Origin of the sequence: Bradyrhizobium sp. ISRA436 (assembly GCF_029910015.1) — a bacterium.
In the GTDB taxonomy this organism is placed as follows: Bacteria; Pseudomonadota; Alphaproteobacteria; order Rhizobiales; family Xanthobacteraceae; genus Bradyrhizobium.
Genome location: NZ_CP094519.1, coordinates 2,646,611 through 2,671,268, shown reverse-complemented (window position 1 = coordinate 2,671,268; position 24,658 = coordinate 2,646,611). Strand labels below are relative to the sequence as shown.

21 protein-coding genes are annotated in these 24,658 nt (G+C 65.1%); 12 read left to right on the top strand and 9 right to left on the bottom strand.

Annotated elements, in window-relative coordinates:
• Positions 1–30 precede the first annotated feature (30 nt).
• The 4 genes from MTX23_RS12430 (at position 31) to MTX23_RS12415 (ending at position 4,055) form a co-directional block, all read left to right on the top strand.
• The gene (locus tag MTX23_RS12430; RefSeq protein WP_280976930.1) at positions 31–831 is read left to right on the top strand and encodes an RsiV family protein; all 801 of its coding nucleotides are present in this window, start codon (positions 31–33) and stop codon (positions 829–831) included.
• Between the two features lie 76 nt (positions 832–907).
• Complete coding sequence (gene meaB, locus MTX23_RS12425) at positions 908–1,900, top strand: methylmalonyl Co-A mutase-associated GTPase MeaB (RefSeq protein ID WP_280976929.1); 993 nt, start codon at positions 908–910, stop codon at positions 1,898–1,900.
• Entirely contained in the window at positions 1,897–2,571 is a 675-nt protein-coding gene (locus MTX23_RS12420; protein WP_280976928.1) for a pyroglutamyl-peptidase I, read from the top strand. The genes meaB and MTX23_RS12420 overlap by 4 nt, the downstream gene beginning before the upstream one ends.
• Positions 2,572–2,684: 113 nt before the next feature.
• Positions 2,685–4,055, top strand: coding sequence for a TIGR03808 family TAT-translocated repetitive protein (locus MTX23_RS12415; RefSeq protein ID WP_280976926.1), 1,371 nt, complete (start codon positions 2,685–2,687; stop codon positions 4,053–4,055).
• Between the two features lie 13 nt (positions 4,056–4,068).
• Here the strand turns inward: MTX23_RS12415 and MTX23_RS12410 are convergent, their stop codons facing one another.
• From MTX23_RS12410 to MTX23_RS12400, 3 genes are all read right to left on the bottom strand, one after another.
• The gene (locus MTX23_RS12410; protein ID WP_280976925.1) at positions 4,069–4,548 is read right to left on the bottom strand and encodes a TIGR03809 family protein; all 480 of its coding nucleotides are present in this window, start codon (positions 4,546–4,548) and stop codon (positions 4,069–4,071) included.
• 679 nt (positions 4,549–5,227) lie between these two features.
• Positions 5,228–6,007, bottom strand: a complete 780-nt coding sequence (locus tag MTX23_RS12405; RefSeq protein WP_280976923.1) for a hypothetical protein — start codon at positions 6,005–6,007, stop codon at positions 5,228–5,230.
• A complete protein-coding gene (locus MTX23_RS12400) occupies positions 6,004–6,573 on the bottom strand; it encodes a sigma-70 family RNA polymerase sigma factor (RefSeq protein ID WP_280976922.1) in 570 nt (189 codons plus the stop codon). Before MTX23_RS12400 ends, MTX23_RS12405 begins: the two co-directional genes overlap by 4 nt.
• A 432-nt stretch (positions 6,574–7,005) precedes the next feature.
• Between MTX23_RS12400 and MTX23_RS12395 the strand changes: the two genes are divergently transcribed.
• Together MTX23_RS12395 and MTX23_RS12390 are read left to right on the top strand one after the other, a co-directional pair.
• Positions 7,006–8,154 carry a GGDEF domain-containing protein gene (locus MTX23_RS12395; protein WP_280978058.1) on the top strand — a complete coding sequence of 383 codons (1,149 nt, stop codon included), beginning with the start codon at positions 7,006–7,008 and terminating at the stop codon, positions 8,152–8,154.
• 59 nt (positions 8,155–8,213) lie between these two features.
• Positions 8,214–9,320 carry a DUF2336 domain-containing protein gene (locus MTX23_RS12390; protein WP_280976921.1) on the top strand — a complete coding sequence of 369 codons (1,107 nt, stop codon included), beginning with the start codon at positions 8,214–8,216 and terminating at the stop codon, positions 9,318–9,320.
• Between the two features lie 132 nt (positions 9,321–9,452).
• On the opposite strand, the gene MTX23_RS12385 is transcribed toward MTX23_RS12390, so the two are convergent.
• Positions 9,453–10,091 carry a DUF1109 domain-containing protein gene (locus MTX23_RS12385; RefSeq protein ID WP_280976920.1) on the bottom strand — a complete coding sequence of 213 codons (639 nt, stop codon included), beginning with the start codon at positions 10,089–10,091 and terminating at the stop codon, positions 9,453–9,455.
• Between the two features lie 2 nt (positions 10,092–10,093).
• Positions 10,094–10,639, bottom strand: coding sequence for a sigma-70 family RNA polymerase sigma factor (locus MTX23_RS12380; protein ID WP_280976919.1), 546 nt, complete (start codon positions 10,637–10,639; stop codon positions 10,094–10,096).
• Between the two features lie 325 nt (positions 10,640–10,964).
• On the opposite strand from MTX23_RS12380, the gene MTX23_RS12375 reads away from it, so the two are divergent.
• Together MTX23_RS12375 and MTX23_RS12370 are read left to right on the top strand one after the other, a co-directional pair.
• Positions 10,965–11,618: a hypothetical protein gene (locus MTX23_RS12375; protein ID WP_280976918.1), complete on the top strand. Its 654-nt coding sequence runs from the start codon at positions 10,965–10,967 to the stop codon at positions 11,616–11,618.
• Between the two features lie 126 nt (positions 11,619–11,744).
• Positions 11,745–12,524: an enoyl-CoA hydratase gene (locus MTX23_RS12370; RefSeq protein WP_280976917.1), complete on the top strand. Its 780-nt coding sequence runs from the start codon at positions 11,745–11,747 to the stop codon at positions 12,522–12,524.
• On the opposite strand, the gene MTX23_RS12365 is transcribed toward MTX23_RS12370, so the two are convergent.
• On the bottom strand, positions 12,521–14,383 hold the full coding sequence (locus tag MTX23_RS12365; protein ID WP_280978057.1) for an acetyl-CoA hydrolase/transferase C-terminal domain-containing protein: 1,863 nt from the start codon (positions 14,381–14,383) through the stop codon (positions 12,521–12,523). The two genes, MTX23_RS12370 and MTX23_RS12365, sit on opposite strands and share 4 nt — an antisense overlap.
• A gap of 242 nt (positions 14,384–14,625) precedes the next feature.
• Here MTX23_RS12365 and MTX23_RS12360 point away from each other — a divergent pair, with 242 nt between their 5' ends.
• Complete coding sequence (locus MTX23_RS12360) at positions 14,626–16,047, top strand: TolC family outer membrane protein (protein WP_280976916.1); 1,422 nt, start codon at positions 14,626–14,628, stop codon at positions 16,045–16,047.
• Between the two features lie 144 nt (positions 16,048–16,191).
• The gene (locus MTX23_RS12355) at positions 16,192–17,160 is read left to right on the top strand and encodes an amidohydrolase family protein (protein ID WP_280976915.1); all 969 of its coding nucleotides are present in this window, start codon (positions 16,192–16,194) and stop codon (positions 17,158–17,160) included.
• Positions 17,161–17,179: 19 nt separating this feature from the next.
• Here MTX23_RS12355 and MTX23_RS12350 read toward each other — a convergent pair whose 3' ends face one another.
• The 3 genes from MTX23_RS12350 to MTX23_RS12340 all read right to left on the bottom strand — a co-directional run bounded on the left by MTX23_RS12350 (position 17,180) and on the right by MTX23_RS12340 (position 23,184).
• Positions 17,180–20,308: a CusA/CzcA family heavy metal efflux RND transporter gene (locus tag MTX23_RS12350; protein WP_280976914.1), complete on the bottom strand. Its 3,129-nt coding sequence runs from the start codon at positions 20,306–20,308 to the stop codon at positions 17,180–17,182.
• Positions 20,309–20,397: 89 nt separating this feature from the next.
• Entirely contained in the window at positions 20,398–21,642 is a 1,245-nt protein-coding gene (locus MTX23_RS12345) for an efflux RND transporter periplasmic adaptor subunit (protein ID WP_280976913.1), read from the bottom strand.
• 150 nt (positions 21,643–21,792) lie between these two features.
• Positions 21,793–23,184, bottom strand: coding sequence for a CoA transferase (locus tag MTX23_RS12340; protein WP_280978056.1), 1,392 nt, complete (start codon positions 23,182–23,184; stop codon positions 21,793–21,795).
• A gap of 116 nt (positions 23,185–23,300) precedes the next feature.
• On the opposite strand from MTX23_RS12340, the gene MTX23_RS12335 reads away from it, so the two are divergent.
• Entirely contained in the window at positions 23,301–23,588 is a 288-nt protein-coding gene (locus tag MTX23_RS12335; RefSeq protein ID WP_280976912.1) for a hypothetical protein, read from the top strand.
• 689 nt (positions 23,589–24,277) lie between these two features.
• Positions 24,278–24,616 carry a glutathione S-transferase C-terminal domain-containing protein gene (locus MTX23_RS12330; RefSeq protein WP_280976911.1) on the top strand — a complete coding sequence of 113 codons (339 nt, stop codon included), beginning with the start codon at positions 24,278–24,280 and terminating at the stop codon, positions 24,614–24,616.
• The last annotated feature ends 42 nt before the right edge of the window (positions 24,617–24,658 follow it).

Sequence of the window (24,658 nt, the reverse complement as noted above, 5' to 3'; positions counted from 1 at the left end):
CTGCCGCCTCCGTCCCGAACGGAGTTTTCCATGCGCGCCGCTCGCATCACGACGCCTGCCCGCATCCTATGTCTTGCCGGCGTGCTTGCCTGCCTCAGCCTTCCCGCGCGTGCCGACGATCCCAAGCCCGATGCATCGGTCAAGAACAACAGCGTTGAGGCCAACGTCTATCTCGACGACAAGATCAAGGCGGATGCGGCCCTTGCCGCCGATTGCCTGGCCGAAGGCCGGAAGTGGATCGACAAAAATGCGGCGGAGGCGGCTTCCGCCCGCAAGGAGGAACCGGAGTTCTTCAAGGACCGCGGCGGCTGGTCGTTCGGGCGCAAATATTCCGTGCGCTCCGTGGTCGACAACCGCTATGTGAGCGTCCTGCGCGACGACTATATGGACACTCACGGCGCGCATCCGAACTCCGATGTCAACACCATCCTGTGGGACTCAGCCGAGAAGAAGCGCATCAGCATCCGCCCCTTCTTCACTGAGACCGCCGACAATGGTCCGACCCTGAAGGCGATGCGGAAGGCCATCGTCAGCGCGCTGAACGCGGAGAAGAAGAAGCGCGGCGCAAGCGAGACGGCAACGGCCGAGTGGTACAAGGAGCTCAAGCCGACGCTGCTGAAAATCGGCGCCGTGACGCTGGCGCCGTCGACGGAAGCCGGCAAGAGCTCCGGCCTCACCTTCCATTATCCGCCCTATGCCGTCGGCCCCTATGCCGAAGGCCAATATGTCGTCTTCGTGCCGTGGGAGACGCTGAAGCCCTATCTCACGCCGGAAGGCACAAAGATTTTTGCCGGTGCTCGGCCGAGGAGCGACGAGGACGATCAGCAGTAGTGGTCCTCAGCAAGCCTGGCCGGCGCTGACACGCGTTCCTCTCGCCTGCGATGACCGGCCGGTGTAAACCAACGTCATGATCGCCTCGAAGTCTGTCTCTCCCGACATCCACGCCCTCGCCCGGCAGCTCCGTGCCGGCCAGCGCGCTGCGCTTGCCCGAGCGATCACGCTGGTGGAGAGCCGCCGTAGCGACCACCAGGCGGCGGCGCGCGACCTGGTGCAGGCGCTGCTGCCCGACACCGGCAAGGCGGTGCGGGTCGGCATCACGGGCTCACCCGGCGTCGGCAAGTCGACCACCATCGATGCTCTCGGCATGTTTCTGATCGAGCACGGTCACAAGGTCGCGGTGCTGGCGGTCGATCCTTCCTCCGCGCGCACCGGCGGCTCGATCCTCGGCGACAAGACGCGGATGGCGCGGCTTGCGGCCTCCGATCAGGCCTTTATCCGGCCCTCGCCTTCCTCGGGTACGCTCGGCGGCGTCGCGGCGAAAACCCGCGAGGCGATGCTGTTGTGCGAGGCGGCCGGCTTCGACGTGGTGCTGGTCGAGACCGTCGGCATCGGCCAGTCCGAGACCGCGGTCTGCGATATGACCGATTTCTTCCTGGCGCTGATGCTGCCTGGCGCCGGCGACGAGCTGCAGGGCATCAAGAAAGGCCTCGTCGAGCTCGCCGACATGATCGCGATCAACAAGGCCGACGGCGACAATATCAAGCGCGCCAACCTCGCTGCGGCCGAATATCGCAGCGCGCTGCACATCCTCTCGCCCCGCTCCGAGCATTGGCATCCGCCGGTCGAAACCTATTCGGCGCTGTCGGGTACCGGCCTCGACAAATTGTGGAAGAAGATCCTCGAGCACCGCGCCGCGATGGCCACCTCCGGCGAGTTCGCCAGCCGCCGCCGCGAGCAGCAGGTGAAGTGGATGTGGTCGATGTTCGAGGGGCGGATGATGGCGCGACTGCGCGCCGATGCCGCGATCCGGGCGAAGGTGAAGAAGATGGAGAGCGACGTCGCCGACGGCCGCATCGCTCCCGCGCTCGCCGCCGAACAGATCGCAGAGATGCTGAGGTGAGCGGCAAGCTGCGCCTCCTCGTCACCGGCTTCGGGCCGTTCCCGGGCGCGCCGTTCAACCCGACCATGGCGCTGGTGAAGCGGCTGACCGAGCTGCGCCGCCCGACCTTCGACGACGCCGCGCTGACGAGCCATATCTTCGATGTCACCTATGCTGCCGTCGATCGCGAATTGCCGGAGCTGCTCGCAACGCATCGCCCGCAGGCGTTGTTGATGTTTGGGCTGGCCGGCCGCACCGGCTATTTGCGGATCGAAACCCGCGCCCGCAACGCGGTGACCACGCGCTTTCCCGATGCCGGCCGCCAGCACGCGCGCAAGGGATCGATCGCCGACGGCGCCGATGCCCGAATGTTCGGGCCGCATTCGGAGAAGCTGCTGCGCGCCGCGCTTGCAACCGGCATCGACGCGCGCCTGTCGCGCGATGCCGGCAGCTATCTCTGCAACTATCTGAGCTGGCGCGCGATCGAGGCCGTGGGCCGCAACGGTGGCCTTCACCTTGCGCAATTTGTCCACGTTCCGCCGCTCGCCCATGACGGAACGGCGGCGCGTGGCATGTCGTCGATTGCGCTCGAACAGCTTGTCGATGCCGGCGAGGCGATGCTGATGGAGCTGGTGAAACTGACCCGGCAGGCTACGCTCACCGGCATGCATGATCGCTGCACCGGGGGTTAACCCTACCGCCAACAATTGCCCTGTTCCGCCGGCCCATTCACCATGCAGCGCCGCGTTTCGCGCTACGTAGCAAGGGCGAACGTCATCGCTCGCGTCTGCGAGGGCCATGCAGCATGGACGTCAACCGCCGTCATCTCATTGGAGCATCCGCCGTCGGCGTCGCCGGCGCGCTTGCGATGTCGCCGGACGCCGCGCGCGCGGCGCCAGCGGCCGGGTCGCTCGGCCGCGATGTCACGCAATATGGCGTTCGCCCCGGCAGTCCCGACGATCAAACCCGAAATCTGCAGCGCGCCATCGACGAGGGCGCACGTGCCCAGGTGCCGCTGGTGTTCCCGCCCGGCGTCTACCGCACCGGCCTGCTGCGGCTTGCGCCCGGCAGCCAGTTGATCGGTGTGCGCGGCGCGAGCCGGCTGGCCTTCACCGGCGGCGCGTCGATGCTCTCGGGTGAAGGCGCCGACGGCGCCGGCCTCACCGGCCTGACCCTGGACGGCGGCAACATCCCGCTGCCGACCCGGCGCGGCCTCGTGCATTGCCTGGCCGGCCGCGACATCCGCATCAGGGATTGCGAATTCAAAGGCAGCGGCGGCAACGGCATCTGGTTCGAGCAGGTGTCGGGCGATGTCAGCAACAACATCTTCACCGACATCGCGACCACAGCGCTGGTCTCGTTCGACGCGCTGGGCCTGATCGTCGCGCGCAACACCATCAAGGGCACCAGCGACAACGGCATCGAGATCCTGCGCACTGCGATCGGCGACGACGGCACCATCGTCGCCGACAATCGCATCGAGGACATCAAGGCCGGCCCGGGCGGCTCAGGGCAGTATGGCAACGCCATCAACGCCTTCCGCGCCGGCAACGTAATCGTGCGCGGCAACCGCATCCGTAACTGCGACTATTCGGCGGTGCGCGGCAATTCGGCCTCCAACATCCACATCACTGATAACAGCGTCAGCAATGTCCGCGAGGTCGCGCTCTACTCGGAATTCTCGTTCGAGGCCGCCGTCATCGCCAACAACACCGTCGATGGCGCCGCGGTCGGAGTCTCCGTGTGCAACTTCAACGAAGGCGGCCGTATCGCGGTGGTCCAGGGCAACATCATCCGGAACCTGATCCCGAAGCGTCCGATCGGCACCGCGCCCGACGATGACGCCGGGATCGGCATCTACGTCGAGGCCGATAGCACCGTCACCGGCAACGTGGTCGAGAACGCCCCGTCGTTCGGCATCATCGCCGGCTGGGGCAAGTATCTACGCGACGTCGCGATCACCGGAAACGTGATCCGCAACGCCTTTATCGGCGTCGGGGTCTCCGTGGTGCCGGGCGCGGGCACGGCGCTGATCAACAACAACATGATCTCGGAAACGCCGCGCGGCGCGGTGGTCGGGCTCGATCACGCCCGCGCCGTGACCACCGACCTCTCGGCCGGCGGCGCCCAGCAATATGCGCAGCTGATGGTTGGCTCCAACGCCGTACGGCGCTAAGGCGCGATACGCGCTAGAACGAGTTGCGTAGCAACGGATAGCGCGCCTGGATCGCGTTGAGATCAAGCACCGGCGCCGGCATCTTGAGCGGCGGCGCATCCTTCACGGCGGATGCTTCCTCCAGCACCTCGGCCGCCGTATCGAGCGCGGCCGTCATGGCCGTCATGGTGGATTCCGCGAAGGTCAGGACCTCCGGCTCGCGGTCCGGCGCGGACAGGGTGACCCGCGGCGGCAATTTCGCGCGTCCGCGCCCCAGCCACGACAGGTCGATCGGCGAGTTGTCAAGCGAGGCCTCGCGCGACAGAAGCTCGCGCCAGATGTCGACCGCCGCCCTGGCTTCCCTGATATTTTCGAGAAAGGCGTCTTCGGTGTGATAGCGGCGCCAGCGCCCGGTCTCGAACAGTTCGGTGAGGTGTTCCAGCCTTTGCTCGGCAAGGTTGCACCAGCGCGCAACAATCTCGTGACCCCTGGCCACGTCGGTCCGATGTGTCATTCAACTTGCCCGGAAAGAGAGAAGGCGGACGCAGACGCAACCGAACCGAATCAACTGGACGTGACGGAGATATTCTGTGGAAAAGGTAAATAAAGTCTAACTAAATTCCTAATCTCCTCAGGTCGACGAAGAAAGTCCGCACCACTAAACCACTAAGGAGTTTCTCGCTCGATCCGCAGTGAGGTCATGGGCTTGCGTGACAACGATGCCGGGATCACCAGCTGCATCGGGTCAACACCGTCCAGGGCATGCCCAAAATGAAAGACCCGTCCGGGGGGACAACCGGACGGGTCAAAGCCATATGGGCGCTTGGGGTGGATGGGCGCTCGCGCCTGATATAGCCGGGGAGGGATAACCGCTCCCACACACATAAGTCGTGACAGGAACGCCGACGTTCAAACCCTCGACGATTTTTTTAACTTTCTCGCCCCGAGGTTCCCTGCGTGAGCCAGCGCGTTCAGCGCCGAAAAATCGCTGCGGAGCAGCGCGATTTGCATCATTTGCAGCGGATTTGTCCCATGCCGTCGATGGCGCTGCGTTGTCCTGCGCGCGGGCTCACGGAAGTGTTATTGAATGCTGCAAGGCCTTCGGCTGCTGCGACGGTTTGTCCGGCGTCGCAGACATCCGCCCTGCCCGCGGCTGTTGGTATTGACATGCGGCTCAACGCATAACCGATAGCCTACGACGCTTCGGCCGCGAAGCTGACGATCTTCTCCTTCTGCAGCCTGGCGACCAGCGCTGCGACGTCGCCCCTGGACATCGCGCGGTTACCGAACTGCAGGCGGAACAGCCCACCCTTGGCGCCATCGACGATCGACGCCTGATAGCTGTCCAGCAACGCGCTGATGTCGGCGACCTTGGCATCCGGCGTGAAACGCACCAGCACGCGCGACGGCGCGGCCGCCGGGGCAGCCGAGAGATCGCGGGTCAACGGCGCGCTGCGCTCGGCCGTCTGCGGTGGCGTTGGCGCCGGGCTAGAGAGGTCGCGGGTGACCGGTACGCCGCGGTCGGCCTCGTCCAGTGACGCGGTCTGAAACGACGTCGGCTGGCTCCGCATCAGCACCGTGCCGATCACGCCGGCCTGCAACAGCACCAGGATCGCACCGAGCGCGGACGACCAGGCCAGCGTCCGCGGCGACAGCTTCGCGAAGAACTCCGAGATGCCGGCCGACATGCGCGCCACCATCGACGGCTTGCGCTCCGGCTCGGCATCGATCGCTGTAAACAGCTTCTGCATGGCGCGCGTCGAGGGCGCACCGAGGCTCTCGTTCAGACGAATGGTCTCGGCATATTCATCGCGGGTCACGGCATATTGCCTCGCTAGCTCGGGATCGCGGGCGAGCGCGTCCTCGACACGGCGCGCGTCACGCGCGTTCAGCGTGCCGGCCGCGTGCCAGGGCAGCAGCAGCTCGATATCGCCCGGCTCCTGATCCAGCACCTTCCTGTTCGCTGCCGTCATGGCCAACCTCGCTCGACGCCGGCTGCCTTCAGCAACTCGGCGAGTTTCTTGCGCGCGTAGAACAGACGCGTCTTCACGGTGTTCTGCGGAATGCCAACGATTTCAGCGACGTCTTCCACGGATTTCTCGTGATAGTAGACAAGATCGACGATCTCCCGATGTTCCGCCGACAATGCCGTCAGGCACTTGCGCAGCGCTTCACCGGTATCCTTCTTCTGCACCACCGTTTCCGGATCGTCGGACGTATCCTCGATCGCGTTCGCGGCCTCATCGTCCAGTTCCGCGTCTTTCCTGCGCCGCAGCGCGGACAACGCCTTGAACCGGGTAATCGCCAGGAGCCAGGTTGAAACGGCGGATCGACCCTCGAACTTGCCCGCCTGACGCCACACGTCCAAGAACACCTCACTGATGAGGTCTTCCGCCACCTGTTCGTCCCGCACGAGCCGAAGCCCGAAACGATACACCCTGACATGGTGCCGTCCGTACAGCACCTGCATGGCAAGCCGGTCGCCTTGGCCGATCCGGGCGATCAGAATTTCGTCTGAAGCCGCCTGTGTCGCGCTCAATGGCCGTCTCGCAAGATTGGTCTAAAGGGGATGGCGCGCGGTTCGACGCGGAAGCCAAGATTCTTCACATTACGGCAATGCTCTAACCGCATGTGTGATCTACACCACAGACGAACTTCCGACTGCAGAAAAAATCGTTGGGAGCGATCGGGGCCCCAAAAACGGTATCATAATAACGAAAACCCTCTCTGACACCGCGCTCTCCGGCACGACCTTACCAGGGCTTCACCCGCAAGCCAGCGCCACTTGCAGTCTGCACCCCCAACGCGAGAGCGCCCGAGCGGCCTCTCGCGGCACCGTTGGCAACACGGATTTCCCTTACGAAACAAGGGCGAGGACCGGATTCCAATGGAGCGGATTCGACTCCAAAAGATACCAAACCTAAAGGCTTTCCCAGGTAGATTTTTGCCGGATTTCACCAATGGCGAGACCATGGCCGGCGCTGCGTCGTCATTTCTCGGCCCGATCGCGGGCGCACTGGACGGCGACCGTCCCAAGCTGACGGCTGAACGTCTGGCGCTCCGGGCCAGACAACGCCGCCAAATCCAGGCGATGATCGCCGGCTGCTATTTGCTCGATGCCGTTGTCCTGCTGATCTACGCCCATGCCGGCACCACTACGGTCGAAATCGCGGCCAGCTATGCTCTGGCCGGCCTCGCTTTGGTGGCAATTTACGTGCTGCTTTCGGAGCGCGGCTTCCACGAGCGCTTCCGCGACCACTATCTGGTCACGCCGCAATCGGCCATCAACATGGCGAACCTGCTCGCGTTCACCTACATCGCGCCGGAAGTTGGCGTGCTCTTTCTCTGCAACCTGTTCGTCGTGTTCGGCTTTGGCGCGCTGCGCATCTCGGCGCGGCAGACCGCCATCGTCTGGACCGTCATGGTGTTGGGCCTGGCGGCGCTGCTCCTGGGAACCGACAAGCCGATCGGCATGCCGACCGGCACCACGATGGAGCGCCTGGCCACCATGCTGGTGTTCGCGCTGACCATCGGACGCTGCATGTGCCTCGGCATCTTCTCGAGCTCGATGCAGCAATCGCTGTATCAGAGCGGCTTAAAGCTCAAGGAGGCCTATCGTCGTATCGAGGAGCTCGCCGAGCTCGACGAGCTGACCGGCGCGTTCAATCGCCGCTGCATCATGCGCATGCTCGATGAGGAGATCGCGCGCTGCACCCGCAACGGCAGCTCGTGCGCGGTCGCGCTGATCGATCTTGACCATTTCAAGCGGGTCAACGACGTCTACGGACATCCGATGGGCGACGAGGCGCTGCGCACCTTCGCGATCAGCATGTTCGCCAATCTCCGCAGCATCGACCGCTTTGGACGTTACGGCGGCGAGGAATTCCTGCTGGTGCTGCCTGACCTGTCGCAAGACCAGGCCATGCGCGCGCTCCAGCGTCTGCGCGCGATCATCGCCGATCTCGACTGGAGCGCGTTCTCGCCGGGCATGCAGGTGACGATCTCTGCGGGCGTCACGACGCTACGGCCGCGTGAAAGCGCCGACACGTTGCTCGCGCGCGCCGACGGCGCGCTCTACACGGCCAAGGCCCGGGGACGCAACCGCATTGTAGGTGCCTGATCGCCCCCGTTCTGCAAGCGGCGCCGGAGAAACCGTCGCCATCGCTCCAGGATAGAGTCATGAGTTCGAAGTCCGCGACCGCCCCCGCAAGCCTGCTCGACGAGCTGCAGGCGACGCTCGCCCACGGCCCCGTCGCACGCCGTGTCGAGACGTTGCGTCGCGTGACCGACCTCTTCATCAGCGGCTCGGTGGACTATTCGCACGAGCAGATCGGCCTGTTCGACGACGTTTTCCAGTGTCTGCTCGAGCACATCGAAAGCTCGGCCAGGGCTCTGCTCGCCAATCGGCTCGCCCCTATCGACACCGCGCCGCCGCAGACGATCCGCACACTCGCCTTCGACGACCTGATCGAGGTCGCGGGCCCGGTGCTGGCGCAGTCGGCGCGGGTCGACGACGACACCCTGATCGAGACGGCGCGCAGCAAGAGCCAGGCGCATCTCCTGGCCATCTCGACCAGGAAAGCACTGAGCGGCGCCGTCACCGACGTGCTGGTGCTGCGTGGCAATGACGAGGTGATCCAGAGCACCGTGAACAATCCCGGCGCGGAATTCACCGAACGCGGCTTCACCCGCCTGGTCAGCCGCGCCGAGGGCGACGACAACCTGTCGACCTGCGTCGGCCTGCATCCGAGCATTCCGCGGCACCTTTATCTCAAGCTGGTCGCGAAGGCATCCGACGCCGTGCGGCAGCGGCTCGAGGCCGCCAACCCGCAGCATGCCAAGGAGATCCCGATTGCGGTGAAGGAAGCGACGCGACGCGCGCGCTCGGCCCCCGCGGCCGTGACCCGCGACACCACCATCGCCCGTGCCCTGGTCAAGTCTCTCTACGAGGACGGCCGGCTCGACGAATTCCAGCTCGCGGCGTTTGCCGAGGCCGGCAAGTTCGACGAGACCAATGCCTCGCTCGCCGCGCTCGCCAATGTCACGGTCGGCGTCGCCGAGAACATGATGATCGAAACCCGCGCCGAGGGCGTCATGATCCTCGCCAAGGTATCGGGCCTGTCGTGGTCGACGGTGCGGGCGATCATCAATCTGCGCGACGACATCTCGGGCGGCGAACCGACCGACCTGCAGGCCTGCAAGGACACCTACGAGCGGCTGCGGCCCTCGACCGCGCAGCAGGTGCTCCGCTTCCACCGTATGCAGCAGTCCGCGCCGGCGGCCTGATTTCTCAGCCTGATCTCCCGTAGCCCGGAAGCAGCGCGGCGAAGTCTGGGATCAAAGACTCCTGGGTTTCATGAAGCCTGCCATCGGGCGCGCATTCGCGCGACCCGTTGGCTCCATTCGCGCTACAATCGGTCAGTATCTCAGCACCCGCCGTCCAGCGAACGCGCCGACGGTCGCGACGATCGCAGTTGCGAGCGTGTACCAGGTCGCGACGAACAGCGGCGAATCATCGGTGCAGTGCGACGCATAGATCGTCGCCGCCAATCCTGCCGACAACATGCCCGCGACCGCGCCGGCCACCGCCGGCCGCGACGGCGCGCCCTGCCGGAGCGCGCGCAGCGCGCCCGCGAGCAGCGGCAGCGACATCGCGGGGATCGCGGACATGCAGGCCGTCGAATTCTTGCCGATCAGCCGCGTCATCATCGGTGCGCGCTGCGGCATCATCATCTCGCCGCTGATCGCGGCAACGAGAATGCCGGCGGGAACCAGCAACCACCAGCCGAAGCCGCGTAGCGAGGCTTCGGGCCGCGACAGATGCAGGCTGACCGCGATCGCGGAGGCCGCAAGCGCCAGCGTGACGGCGAATTTCAGGTCGAAGAACGGGTTATGCATTGCCGTCATCACGTCGGGGCGGACACCAAGCTCGGCAAAGAAGATCAGGAGCGAGACCGGGGCCGCGGCAAGCAGCGCCAACATCAGCGCAAGACCGATCGGCCGCGGGCGGTAGGCATTGTCGGCGGCCAGGGTTCGAATGAGTTGATCCGTGTCCATGCTCATCGGTCCCGTAGTTTCGCAGTGAGGCTCGCCAACCCACGATGCAGCGCGACCCGCACCGCGCCCTCGCTCATCGAGAACTTCGCCGCAGTGTCCTTGATCGAGGCGCTGTCGACCGCGATCGATCGCAGCACGTCGCGCTGCCGCGCGGGCAAGGACTGCAGCTGGGCCGCCACCTCGTTCGCCGACGCGGTCGGCTCGGGCGTTTCTCCCGGCAACGTCTCGGCAAAGTCGTCGATATTGACAAAGATGCGCTTGCCGCGACGGCGCAGCGCGTCGATCAGCTTGTTGCGGGCGATCGCGAACAACCACGGCGCAAATGGAGCGTTAGCGTCCCATGTCTCCCGCTTCAAATGCACCGCCAGCAAGATGTCCTGCACGATGTCCTCGGACTGATCGACCGGTTGTCCCGCGCGCGCCAATCCCCGGCGCGCCGCGGCGCGGAGCACCGGCGTGATGGCCTTGAGCAGACGATGATACGCTGCCTCATCGCCTGAAATGGCCGACCGCATCAGGTCGGTCCACTCGTCCTCACGTTCCCGCACGCCTGCTCCTGAGTTGCAATTCGGTCGACCTTTCAATTCGTTACGCGCAGAGCAAGCGCATCACGAATTCGTGATATCAGGCTCCGGCGAGGATGGCACCGACGACCGGCTGGCAGAATCGCCCCCGTGGGGTTCCAGGGCCTCTGGCTCATAACACCGATCGGAGCGACAAGCATCGGTGCCGCTCCAGGCCATCAAGTCGGCAACGCAGGAATTGCCCAGCTTTCGCCCGTTGTGGCCCGAAGATTCCCTTTTTCTGCCCCGGTGTGGACACGCAGCAGGGTCTCTTTTCGCCCCGGGGCCAGGCGAATGGGGAGATAATCAAATGAAAATCAAAGCCAGCGGGCGCTTGGCCTTGATGGTTGCTACAGGGTTCCTCGTGTGTGTCACCGGCTCCTCGCCGATGCGTGCGGCTGGTGCGGACACCACGGCGTCCAAATCCAGCAGCGCCACCGCTGACAAATCGGTCCGGCACGACAAGCGACATGCCCACCGCAAGTCCTCCAAGAACGCCGACAAATCCGAGAGCAAGGCCGCTGTCGGCGACGCCGGCAGCGTCACGTCGAAAGGCATCCCGGCCTCCGTTGCCAACGCCAATGCAGAGCTGACCGCCGGCGACACCCACGCCGCACCCGCCAACGCCAATTCCACTGTAGCCGCAGCCGACAAACCAGCCGATTCGCAGCCGCAGGCCGCCGACACTGACGTGGTCGCGTCCGACCAGCTCAACGACGTCGATCGTGCCTTGCAGCAGGCACAGCCGACGGAACAGCAACAACCAGCCCAGCAGCAGGCAGCTCAGCCCGAAACCCGGCCGGCGCAGCCGCAAACCGTGGCAATGGCTACCGCCACGGCAGCACCGGTCGTGGCCAGCGGCGACGGCTCGACCTGGGACCAGACATCGCTGATCGGGAAGATCTTTATCGGCTTTGGCGCCCTGCTCACCGTGGCCTCCGCCGCGCGCATGTTCATGGCGTAAGTCTGTCGACCATCGCGGGCGCGGCGCGAGTAGCGCCGCAACCGGCCCGGCCCTCCCTTCAGCCACTTGAAGCGCATCCCGCCAGCGGGCACATTGCCGGGCAAATCAGGCACGGGGTTTGCGTCCATGGCTACGTTCGAATTCATCATCGTCGAGAGCAAAGGACCGGTCGGCGTCATCACGCTGAACCGGCCAAAGATGCTCAATGCTCTGTCTTTCGGCGTGTTCCGCGAGATCGCCGCAGCGGTCGACGATCTCGAGGCCGACGACAAGATCGGCTGTCTTTTGATCACCGGCAGCGAGAAGGCATTTGCGGCCGGCGCCGATATCAAGGAGATGCAGCCGAAGGGCTTCATCGACATGTTCACCAGCGACTTCGCCTCGATCGGCGGCGATCGTATCGCCAGATGCCGCAAGCCGACGATCGCGGCGGTGGCCGGCTATGCGCTGGGCGGCGGCTGCGAGCTCGCGATGATGTGCGACGTCATTATCGCCGCCGACACCGCCAAATTTGGCCAGCCGGAAATCACCCTCGGCACGATTCCCGGCATCGGCGGCACGCAGCGCCTGACACGCGCGATCGGCAAGTCGAAGGCAATGGATCTCTGCCTCACCGGGCGAATGATGGACGCTGCCGAGGCCGAGCGCTTGGGCCTGGTGTCGCGGATCGTGCCCGCCGACAAGCTGATGGAAGAGGCGCTCGCCGCGGCCGAGAAGATCGCCTCGATGTCGCGCCCGGCGGCTGCGATGGCCAAGGAGGCCATCAACCGCGCCTTCGAGACGCCGCTCTCGGAGGGCATGAATGTCGAGCGCAACCTGTTCCACTCGACCTTCGCGCTGGAAGACCGCTCCGAGGGCATGGCCGCGTTCATCGAGAAGCGGAAGCCGGTCAACAAGAACCGCTAGCGTCCCCTGCTCCGCGCGAGCGCCGCGCTGACCAGGGCGCGATAGGCGCGCTCGGCAAAGTGGGTAGGCTTGTCGAGACCGAGCCGCGCCAGGCATTCGCGGTCGGCGGCGTCGGGCGGATGCCGCATGCCCTGCCATAGCAGGCTTGGCAGCTGCAGCGGTGTGCGCTGCGCCTGCTGCAGGATCTGCAAGGCGGGGATCAGCCGCTGCTCGACCGCGGTGAAATCGCTTCCGAACGGGAACGGCGACAACAGGCCGGCGTCACGCGCGGGCTTCAGCGCAGCGCTGATCCGCTCGGGATAGTTTTCGCGGTGGGCGACCGGAATCTCGTAATTGCGCGGTAGCTTGCCGGCATCCTTGGCCTGCCGCATCAACTCGCCCTGGAAGCGGGAATCCGCCACCTGCAGCATCGCTGCAATGACATCGGCATCCGATTTCCCGCGCACGTCGGCGACGCCATATTCGGTGACGAAGATATCGCGCAGGTGCCGCGGAATGGTCTCGTGGCCGTAGCTCCAGCGGATGTTCGACTGTATCTGTCTTGCGGACGGATGGGTGGACTCCAGCGTCAACACTGAGCGTGCGCCCTCGAGCGCAAACGCCTGTGCCACGAAATTGTACTGGCCGCCGACTCCGCTCACGACCTGGCCATTCTCCAGACCGTCCGAGATCGCCGCGCCGAGCAGCGTCGCCATCATCGCATTGTTGACGAAGCGTGCATCGACGCGGGCGCGCCGCTTGGCGTCCTCGTCACCGAAGATCTCGTTGGTGAAGGACACCGGCATCATCTGGATCCGCGCCAGCTGCTCCGCGGACATTTCGCGCAGCGCCCGATAGAACGATTGCGGGCCCAGGAAGAAGGCGCCGTGCAGGATCACGCCGTCGACGTCGCGCTTGAGGATGCCGGCGTCGATCAACCCGAGGAACGCCTCGAACAGCATCTCGCTGACGCCGTAGAGGCCCTTCTCGAACGGTCCGGTTTCGGCTGCGGCGAACTGTTCGCTACCGGGCGCAAGCCGCTTCATGATGCCGTGGAACTGCCCATTGTCGCGATGACGGACCACCAGCCCCTGTGCCAGCGCATCGCCGACCTGACCGATGCCGATTTGCAGCGTGCCGCCGTCGCGCACCAGGCCCGCGGCATGCAGCCCGATCGCATATTTGGTGTCGCTGATCGGCTCAGACGGCGGCGCGAACAGCGGAAAGTCGACCGTGGGGCTGTCGAGCACAGCCGCGAATTCATCGGCCGGCAGGTCGCTGGCGCCGGGCATGAACGGCAGCTCGGAGTTGACCTGCGCGATCAGCTTGAACGCCGCACGCCCGCCGCTGCGGGCACGCAGAACGTCCAGGGTCGTATCTGTGTTGCAGCTCAGGCTGTAGCGCGCCTCGCCATCGACCACGCGTTTGGCGACGAGCTGGGTAACGACATTCAGTCCACGCGACAGCAAACAGGATGCCGCGTGGGTGTAGTTCGCGGAGATGTAATGCTGTTGTGCGAATGGCTGATGCAGCCACTGCCCTGCGAGGAAGAAAAACTCGATCACCTTGATGTTGGGCGGCAGGGCGCCGGCATGCAGCGCCTCCGCATAGGCGAGATCCGGATAGCCGCCGAACAGCCGCTCGATCACCGGACCGATGAAGCGCTGCTCGAGCAGGTTCTTCGGCTTCGGCTTTTCCAGCGTGAGCGCCGAGAGCAGCGTCAGATTGATGGAACGGTCGGCGGCGGCCCGCGCATACAGCGCATTGACGATGTGGTTGGCCTTGCCAAGCCCGAGCGGCAGCCCGACCACCAGATCGGTTCCGACGTCACGGATGATATGTTCGGCGATCGCCTCGGGATCGGAGAAGATTTTCGGCATCACGGTTGAACCCGGCGAGGCTGTGGACAACCGGCATCCAGAGTCGGCCGCCGGTGGCCGGAATTTATACTGCATATGACATTGAGGTTCGCCTGTGACGAACCGGCAACAGACAACAATTGAATTGATGTGCAGATGTCGCGCTGCGGTTTGCCAGTGGCGATGCCGCCCCTTAAACAGGTAGTAGATGTGTCGAACGCGCCGGCAGGGGCGGCCTGCCGGGGTTGGGTTTGCGGGATCACATGGTTGAGCGTGCCGCCAGGTTTGGCGACGTCAAGAGACGCGTGCCGTTGTCGGGCAGTTGCGTTGGCGCACTCGTGTGCACGCTGCTGCTGGCCCTGCCCGCCGCCCGCGCCGAGAGCCTGCCGGAGGCGCTGGCCAAGGCCTATCGAACCAACCCGCAGCTCAACGCCGAACGCGCGCGCCAGCGTGCGACCGACGAAAACGTGCCGCAGGCACTTGCCGGTTACCGGCCCCAGATCGCGGCCAGCCTCTCGGTCGGCCTGCAGGCGGTGCGCGACCAATTGCCCGGCAATGTCATCCAGACCGCGACCTTGAAGCCCTGGCAGATCGGCCTGACCGTCACCCAGACCCTGTTCAACGGCTTCAAGACCGCCAACAGCGTACGCGTCGCCGAATTGCAGGTGCAGTCCGGCCGCGAGGCGCTGCGCAATGTCGGCCAGGGCGTGCTGCTCGATGCCGTCACCGCCTATACCAACGTGCTGGCCAACCAGACGCTGGTCGATGCCCAGCGCGCCAACGTCGCCTTCCTGAGGGAGACCCGGGCGATCACGCAGCGGCGCCTCAATGCTGGCGACGTCACGCCGACCGATACCGCGCAAGCCGAGGCGCGGCTCAATCGCGGCCTGGCCGATCTCAATGCCGCGCAGGTCAACCTCGCTGTCAGCCAGGCCACCTACGCGCAGGTGATCGGCAACCCGCCGTCGCAATTGCGCCCCGCCGAGTCCATCGACCGGCTGCTGCCGCGCAGCCGCGAGGAAGCCATCGCGTTTGCGTTGCGCGAGCACCCGGCCGTGCTGGCGGCCGGCTACGACGTCGACGTCGCCTCGACGTCGATCCGCGTCGCCGAAAGCAGCCTGATGCCGAATGTCACGGTGCAAGGCAGCGTCAGCAAGAGCCGCGATACCGATACGACGCTCGGCACCTTCGGGACCGATCAAGCCTCGGTGATCGGCCAGGTCACCCAGCCGATCTATGACGGCGGCACGGCGGCATCGCAGACCCGGCAGGCCAAGGAAATGGCGGCGCAGAGCCGGCTCGTGCTCGACCAGGTCCGCAACCAGGCCAAGACCGCGGTGGTCAGCGCCTGGGTCGCAAGCGAGGGCGCCAAGATCGCAGTGTCGGCCTCCGAATCCGAAATGAAGGCCGCCGAGGTTGCGCTGGCCGGCGTACAGAAGGAAGCCGCCGGCGGCCAGCGCACCACGGTCGACGTGCTCAATGCGCAGCAGGATTTGATCTCGGCACGCGCCCGGCTGATCGGCGCGCAGCGCGATCGCGTGGTCGCCTCCTACACGCTGCTCAGCGCGATCGGACGTCTCGACGTCAAGACGCTCAATCTCAAGACGCCGGACTATCTGCCCGAGGTTCATTACCATCAGGTCCGCGACGCCTGGCATGGCCTCCGCACGCCGTCGGGACAATAGACGTCGACGCGGAACCGTTCGCACAGCGAACGCCGAGCCCTTCCCGCCCGAGCGATCCCCCGATAACCTCCCTCCCCACCGGCGGCAGATAACGCCGAGGCGCGGATGACGCGCATAACAGCCGAGCACGCAGGGAGACGTCCAATGCTGACGCGACGCAGTATGATGCTGGCTTCCATCGCGGCGGGAGTGACCATGACCAGCAGCAACGCATTTTCCAGGGCCTCGCAGCCATCGACCCCGGTGAACTTCGATGTGCCGGCCGGGGCGTGCGACTGCCACACCCACATCCATGGGGACCCCGCGAAGTTCCCGTTCTTCGCCGGCCGCGTCTACACGCCGGAACAGGCCTCGCCCGAGGAGATGAGTGCCCTCCACAAGGCGCTAAACATCGAGCGCGTGGTGATCGTGACCCCGAGCGTCTACGGTCCGGACAATTCGGCGACGCTGTTCGGCATCATGGCCCGCGGCCCCACCGCGCGCGGGGTGGCCGTGATCGACGACAAGACCAGCGAGAGCGATCTGGACGCCATGCACAAGGCCGGCTTCCGCGGCATCCGCCTCAACCTCGCGACCAGTGGCGTCAACGATCCCAATGTCGGCCGGCAGCGCTTCTCGGCCGCCGTAGACCGGATGAAGGCGCGGGGCTGGCACATCCAGCTCTTCACCAACCTCGCCGTGATCTCGGCGATCAAGGATCTCGTCGCCGATGCCCCGGTGCCGGTCGTGTTCGACCATTTCGGCGGCGCGGAGGCCGCGCTCGGCGTCGCGCAGCCGGGATTTGCCGACCTGCTCGAGCTCGTCAAATCCGGCAAGGCCTACGTCAAGATCTCCGGCGCTTACCGTGCCTCCAAGCTCGCCCCCGACTATCCGGACGCCGTGCCGCTGGCGCAGGCGCTGATCGCGGCCAATGCCGAGCGGATCGTCTGGGGCACCGACTGGCCGCATCCGGATTCGGTGACGCCGCCGGGCAAGAAGGTCACCGACGTGACGCCGCTGTACCAGATCGACGACGGCCGCCTCCTCAACCAGCTGCCGGTCTGGGCGCCGGATGCCGCGGTCCGCAAGACGATCCTGGTCGACAATCCGGCACGGCTCTACGGCTTCACCTGATTGCCTGCCGGATCGCTCCCTAGCGCTCCCGCGGCCGGCGCGAGAAATACGAGATCAGCACCGGCAGCGTGACCAGGATCACCAGCGGCGCCAGCATCATGCCGGTGACGACGACGATCGCGAGCGGCTTCTGCACCTGGGAGCCGATGCCCTCCGACACCGCCGCCGGCAGCAGTCCGACGCCAGCGACGACGCAGGTCATCAGCACCGGGCGGAGCTGCAACTCGCCGGTGCGGATCACCGCGCGCATGCGGTCGTAGCCCTCGTCGATCAGCTGGTTGAACTGCGACAGGATGATGATGCCGTCCATTACGGCGATGCCGAACAGCGCGATGAAGCCGATCGCCGCCGACACGCTGAACGGAATGCCCGAGATCAGGAGCCCGAGCACGCCGCCGAAGATCGCCATCGGGATCACGCTCATCGCGAGCAGCGTGTCGACCATCGAGCCGAAATTGAAGAACAGCAGCGCCGCGATCAGCGCGAGGCTGATCGGCACCACGATCGACAGCCGCTTGATTGCGTCCTGCAAATTGCCGAACTCGCCGACCCATTCGAGATGCGAACCTGGCGGCAGCTGCACCTGCTCGTTGATCTTCTGCTGCGCCTCCAGGATCGCGCTGCCGAGGTCGCGGTCGCGCACCGAGAACTTGATCGGCAGGTAACGCTCCTGCTGCTCGCGGTAGATATAGGCGGCGCCCGAAACCAGCTTGATCGAGGCGACTTCGCTCAAGGGAATCTGGGTGATGCCGCCATTACCGTTGGATACGCCGACACGGAGGTTCTGGATCGCCTCCGCACTCTTGCGATATTCGGGTGCGAGCCGAACGATAATCGGGAAATGCCGGTCGCTGCCGGGCTCGTATAGGTCGCCGGCGCTGTCGCCGCCGATTGCGACCTTGATCGTTGCGTTGATGTCGCCCGGCGACAGGCCGTAGCGCGCCGCCCGCGCACGGTCGACGTCGATCTGGATGGTCGGCTGGCCGAGCGAGGTGAACACCGCGAGATCGGTGATGCCCTGCACGGTCGCCAGCACGGACTTGATCTTGTTGGCGGTGTCGGTCAGCGCCTGCAGGTCGTTGCCGTAGAGCTTGATCGAGTTCTCGCCCTTCACGCCCGACACCGCCTCCGAGACGTTGTCCTGCAGGTACTGCGAGAAGTTGAATTCGACGCCGGGGAACTTGTCCTGCAACTGCGCGAGCAATTGCGCGGTCAGTTCGTCCTTGTCATGCGTGCCGGGCCATTCGCTGGCCGGCTTCAGTGGCGCGAAGAACTCGGCATTGAAGAATCCTGCGGCGTCGGTGCCGTCATCGGGCCTGCCATGTTGCGACACCACCGACACCACCTCGGGCCGGCTGCGGATCAGCCGCCGCATCTCGTTGACATAAGTATTGCCTTCCTGCAGCGAGATCGTCGGCGGCAGCGTGGCACGGATCCACAGATTGCCCTCTTCCAGCTTGGGTAGGAATTCGAGGCCCAGGAGGCGCGCGAAGATGATGGTCATGACCACGAGGCCGGCCGCGCCGGCCATCACGACCCTGCGGTTGGCGATCGCCCAGTTGAGCACTGGCAGATAGATCTGGTTGAGTTTCTCGACGATCCACGTCTCGGTTTCGTGAATATGCGCCGGCAGGATGATCGCGCTCAGCGCCGGCGTGATTGTGAAAGTCGCCAGCAGACCGCCCGCCAAGGCGTAGGCATAGGTTCGCGCCATCGGCCCGAAGATGTTGCCCTCGACGCCGCCCAGCGTGAACAGCGGCAGGAAGGCGGCGACGATGATGGTCGCGGCAAAGAAGATCGAGCGCGAGACGTCGGCCGCGGCCGACAGGATCGCGTGGCTCTTGATGCCCATCACCGTGTCCTCGGAGATGTGGCTCTGCTCCGCCTCCGAGAGCGCGGTGGTCTGCGACAACCGCCGGAAGATCGCCTCGACCATGATGACGGTGGCATCGACGATCAGGCCGAAGTCGATCGCGCCGACCGACAGCAGGTTGGCGGATTCGCCGCGCAGCACCAGGATGATCACGGCGAAGAACAGCGCGAACGGAATCGTCGCGCCGACGATCAGCGCGCTGCGGAGATCGCCGAGGAAGATCCACTGCAGCAGCACGATCAAGAGGATACCGACCACCATGTTGTGGAGCACGGTGTGGGTGGTGAGTTCGATCAGGTCCTTGCGGTCGTAGATGCGCTCGATCTTCACACCTGGCGGCAGGATCGAGGAATTGTTGATCTGGTTGACGAGCTGCTCGACGCGGGCGATCGTCGGCGAGCTTTGCTCGCCGCGCCGCATCAGCACGATGCCCTGCACGATGTCGTCGTCATTGTCGATGCCGGCGATGCCGAGCCGTGGCTTCTCGCCGACGGTGACGGAGCCGATATCCCTCACCAGCACAGGATTGCCGCCGGACTGCGAGATCATGGTGTTGGACAGGTCGTCGATCGAACGGATCAGGCCGACGCCGCGCACCACGGCTGATTGCGAACCGATGTTCACGGTGTTGCCGCCGACATTGATGTTGGCGTTGGAGACCGCCTGCAGCACCTGCGGCAAGGTCAGGCCGTTGGCGACCAGCTTGTTGAAATCGACCTGGACCTCATAGGTCTTGGTCTTGCCGCCCCAGCCGGTGACATCGATCACGCCGGGCACCGCGCGGAAGCGGCGCTGCAGCACCCAGTCCTGCAGCGTCTTGAGATCGAGCACGCTGTAGTTCGGCGGGCCCTTGAGCCGGTAACGGAAGATCTCGCCGATCGGGCTTGTCGGCGAAATGCCGGGCTGCACATTGCCCGGCAATGGCGCAAGCTGCGACAGGCGGTTCAACACCTGCTGCAACGCCTCGTCATAGGTGTAATCGAAGGAGAACTGCAGCTTGACGTCGGAGAGGCCGTACAGCGAGATGGTGCGGATGGTGCGCAGGTTCTTGATGCCGGCGACCTGGGTCTCGATCGGGATCGTGATGTAACGCTCGATCTCCTCCGCCGAGAGGCCCGGGCTCTGGGTCACGACGTCGACCATCGGCGGGGTCGGGTCGGGGTAGGCCTCGATGTTGAGCTGCTTGAACGCAAGCAGGCCGCCGATGAGGACGGCGGCGAACATGGCCACCATCAAGTAGCGGCGATTGACGGCAAGGGCGACGAGGCGATCCATTCAGATCGGAGCTTTCAGGCTGGAAGGACTGCTTTGATTGAGCATGATCTCGCCGGAAGACCGACCCCACTTTTCCGGATCATGCTGTATTAAGTGCCGGATGCGGCGCGGTCGATGAAGAGGCTCCCCTTCGTCACGATCTGCTCGCCGGGCTTCAGATTGCTGGCAACCTCGACAAGGTCGCCATTGGTGAGGCCGGGCTTGATCTGCCGCAGCTCGATCGTCTTGTCGTCGCGCACGACCCAGACCCGAACCTGGTCGCCCTCGTAGATCAGCGCCTGCTTCGGCACGCCGACCGCCGGGTGATCGCCGGTCGAATACAGCGTCACATTGGCGAACATCTCAGGCTTCAGCCGGTTGTCCTTGTTGTCGATGGTGGCGCGGACCAGAAGCCGGCGCGAGGTCGGATCGATCGCGGCGGCCACGTAGTTGATCCGGGCGTTCAGCACCTTGCCCGGCAGCGCCATCACGCTGAAGCTGACGTCTTGCCCGACAGCGACGTTGTCGGCGTCGGATTCGCGGACATAGGCGATCAGCCAGACCGTGGAGAGGTCGCCGATCACGTAGACCGGATCGCTGGCGCCGGTCGAGACGTACTGACCCGGGCCCGCCTTGCGCTGGACGATGGTGCCGGCGATTGGCGCGAACACCGTCGTCTCCGGATTGAGGCGGCCCTTCTGCTGCAGCGTCGCGATGGCGTCGTCGCCGAAGCCGAGGATGTGCAGCTTGTTCTGCGCGGCTTCCAACTGGGTCTGCGCCGAGCGGGCGTCATTCTGGGCCTGTACCAGCGCTGCCTGCGCCTGCTGATAATCCTTCAGCGGGATCGCCTTGCCCTCGGACAGGTCCTTGGCACGCTTCTCCTGGATCTGTGCGAGGTCGAGCGCCGATTGCGCCTTGTTGAGGCCGGTCATCGCCGCGACATAATCGTTCTGGGCCTGCACGGTGTCGGCCGCCTCGATCACGAACAGCGGCTGCCCCTTGGCCACGCTCTCGCCCGGCCGCACCAGCAGCCGGGTCACCCGGCCGGTATAGGGCGAATAGACCGGGGTGGACCGGTCTTCATCGATCCCGATCTTGCCCTCGGTCACCAGCTCGGAGCGGAAGGTGTGTTCGGTCACTGTCTGGAAGGTCAGGCTGGCCCATTCGGCCGCGGTCGGGGTATAGCGCGAGCCTGCCTTGCGGGACTGGCTGGAGACCTCCGACGGCGTCGGTTTGGCCGCGCTGAGATACGCGTAGCCGTAGACAGCGGCCCCGGCCAGCGCCAGCACCGCCACGGCCGTCACCAGTCGTGGGCGGCTAAAGCTCTGTGTTCGTTTGGTGAATTCTTTAAGCATGCGGTCCGGGGGTCGATCGTTTCAGCTTCCGACGGGACGGCCCCAGCGGTGCGCTAATAGTGCTGATTTGGTGTTGTAAACAACCTAAAAATCGCCGTTCGGCAGCGGCTGCGGTTAAAGATTGGATAGTCTGAACGACGCCTGAATGCTTCATCCGGGAAACTCCGGGGGATGGCTGCCGAGCGGCATCGCTGGACGCGACCAGCGGGCCGGCGTTTTCGACAGCACGGCCGCGTGCCCGACTGAGCTCAGGGTGCCAAAACCGGACGGGAGTTGCTCGATGTACGGCGTCACCGCATCGGCCTTCAGGTCCTCGGTGGCCAGACCGCCCGCGACGCGGTCGAGATTCCACAGCCAGCGCCCGGTCTGAGCCAGCGACACCCGAACGTGCCAGCTGCCGCCCTCGCGCGCCTGCCGGGCCTTCGCCATCATGGCGCCGAACGCCATGAAATATCCGGTGGCGTGGTCGAGCATCTGCGCCGGCAGCTCCTTCGGCCCCTCGATCCCGGCGGCCTGGCCTTCGGCGTGATTGAAGCCGGTCGTGGTCTGCACCAGCGAATCGAAGCCGCGGCGGTCCGCCCACGGACCAGCGTGTCCATAGGCCGAGAGCGTCACATAGACGATGCCGGGGCTGATCCGTGCGGCCTCCTCCGGCGAGAAGCCGAGACGCGCGATCGCCTGCGGACGATAGCCCTGTGAGAAAATATCGGCCTGCGCCACGAGATCGCGCATCACGCGCCGGCCCTCCTCGCTCCGCAATTCGACGAAGCTCGAAAGCTTGCCGCGGCCGATGTCGATGGTGAGCCACGGGATCGCGGGCAGATCGGGACCCGAGATCAACAGCACGTCGGCGCCATGCGCGGCGAGCGTGCGGCCGGCGACGGGGCCCGCGATCACGCGCGAGAGATCGAGCACGCGGATGCCGGCCAGCGGCCGGTCGCCCGGGGCCCAAGGCTTTGGCGCGGCGTCGCCGATCTTCTCGATTTCGATCAGCGGCAGTTTTGCGAGCTCTTTCGCGTGCGGCGTCGCGGACCATTCGTCGTGCGAACGCATCAGCGCGACGACGGCGCCGGCGGCGTAGGCCGCGGTCTCGAACGCCTCGCCGTCCCACTGCATCAGCGCGGCCTGGACGTCGTCACGTTCCGCCTTGCAGGCGAGCACCCGGCAGACGGCGTCGCGGTGATGCGGGAAATTGGTGTGGAGGCGGACGAAGCGGTTGTCGCGTGTGCGGTAAACGCCGGCGATCTTGTCCCAGGCCGGTGGCGGCGGCTTGCCGTCGACGCGCAGGTAGCGTTCGCTGCGGCATTCGACGACGGCGTGGCGCATATCGACCGCGACGTCCTGCGTCTCGGCGCTGCGCGATCGCCAGATCTCCGCAGCCGCCAGGCCCGCCGCGGCGATTGAGGCCTGCGCCGCCGCGCCGACACGGAACGACGACGGCAGTTGCGGCTCGGCGCCGGTCAGCCTGACTGCATCGAGCGCGGACGGCGCGCCGCCGGCACCGGTCCAGATCTCGGCAAGGATTTCACTGACGTCCTGCATGCGCATGCCTCTTTCCGACCGTTGTATGCCCGAGCATGATGACAGAAAGGCGGTGCCGGTTTGGCCCGTCAAGTTGGGCTTTTCAAGGGCTTCGCCCGACCGGAACAGGAGTTGCAATGGCTGCCATCGATCCCCTCACCGCCGGCGGCGTTTTTCTTGCGACCGCGGCCACCGACGCGGTCTATGTCATGTTCACCTCGGCAGTCGTCGCGCGCAAACGCGTGCCGGCCGCGACCTGGAGCAGCATTTGGTACCTGCTCTCGTCCTATGCCGTGATCAGCTACACCGAGAACTGGGTCTATGTCGCCTTCGCCGCCGCCGGCTCCTGGGTCGGCGCCTATGCATCGATCACCTTCCTGCATCGCCCGCCGGGCGGACCGCCGGTGGGTGCCGCGGTGGAATAGTGTGCGGCTGCTGAAGAATTCATCCGCCGTCCCTGCGAAAGCAAGACCCATCCGATAGGGACCACTTGTAAGCTACACGTCAGCTGTAAGCTACACGTCAGCATTCTCGCGACACGAATTGCCCGAGCTTTGCATCTCGTTCCGCCCTCTCTTGATCAGAGGGCGCAGGGAAAGCCGGGTGCCGATCGCACCCATGGGTCCGGTGCAACAAAAAGCACCGGAGGTAGGACCACAGGTGAAACCGGAGCAATCCCGGCTTTCCCTGCGCGATGGGTTACGGCTTACTTCGCGCTCTCCCCGGCGAGACTTGGCTTTTTTGTCACCGTCTTCGCGAAGACGCTTTGCATCTTGCGAGGAGACACCTGCCACTGGGGCGTCGAGACCACACGACTTCACCGTCCGCCTCATGCGCACTCGTCAGTTGCGCACTCGGCGTCCACCGCATCCCGCCCAACACTCGTGACGATCGCGAAGCGCCCCTCAAGCGGGTGAGACGGGCTCTTCATACACTGAGTTGCGCTTCTGGAAAACAGAAATATTTTTGATACGAGGGCTTGCGCCGTCGGGCAACTCAGAGGTAAGGGCGCGCCGCATCCCTCACCCATCATTCCGAGGCGACGAGCGACCGTTGTTCAGCGTCGCCGCGACCGACGCTATACTTGAGCAAAGTGAACGAAAGGAGAGCTCAGGTGAGCGTTTCCGCCTCGAACAAGCTGACGTGCACGCAGACCATCATGCATGGGTGCCAGTCGGCCGACTCGTCGGCGTTTGCTGGGATTCAGGAGGCTGGTCGCAATACCTTCGACGGATACCTCAAACAGATAGACGACAGACTAAATGGGCGGCGTTGGTTCTCGGACCAATATACGGTCGCAGATCCCTACTTGTTTGTTTTCTATGTCTGGGCCCTGCGAAGGGGTTATCCGGTTCAGGAACTGAAGAACTTTACGACGTTGAAGGACAGCTTGTTACAGCGTCCGGCCGTGCAGCGCGTTCTTGCGAAGGAGAAGATCAGTTTGCCCGCGTAACGCAGGGCCGACGGATCAAAGGACGTAATCCGTCCTCCAATC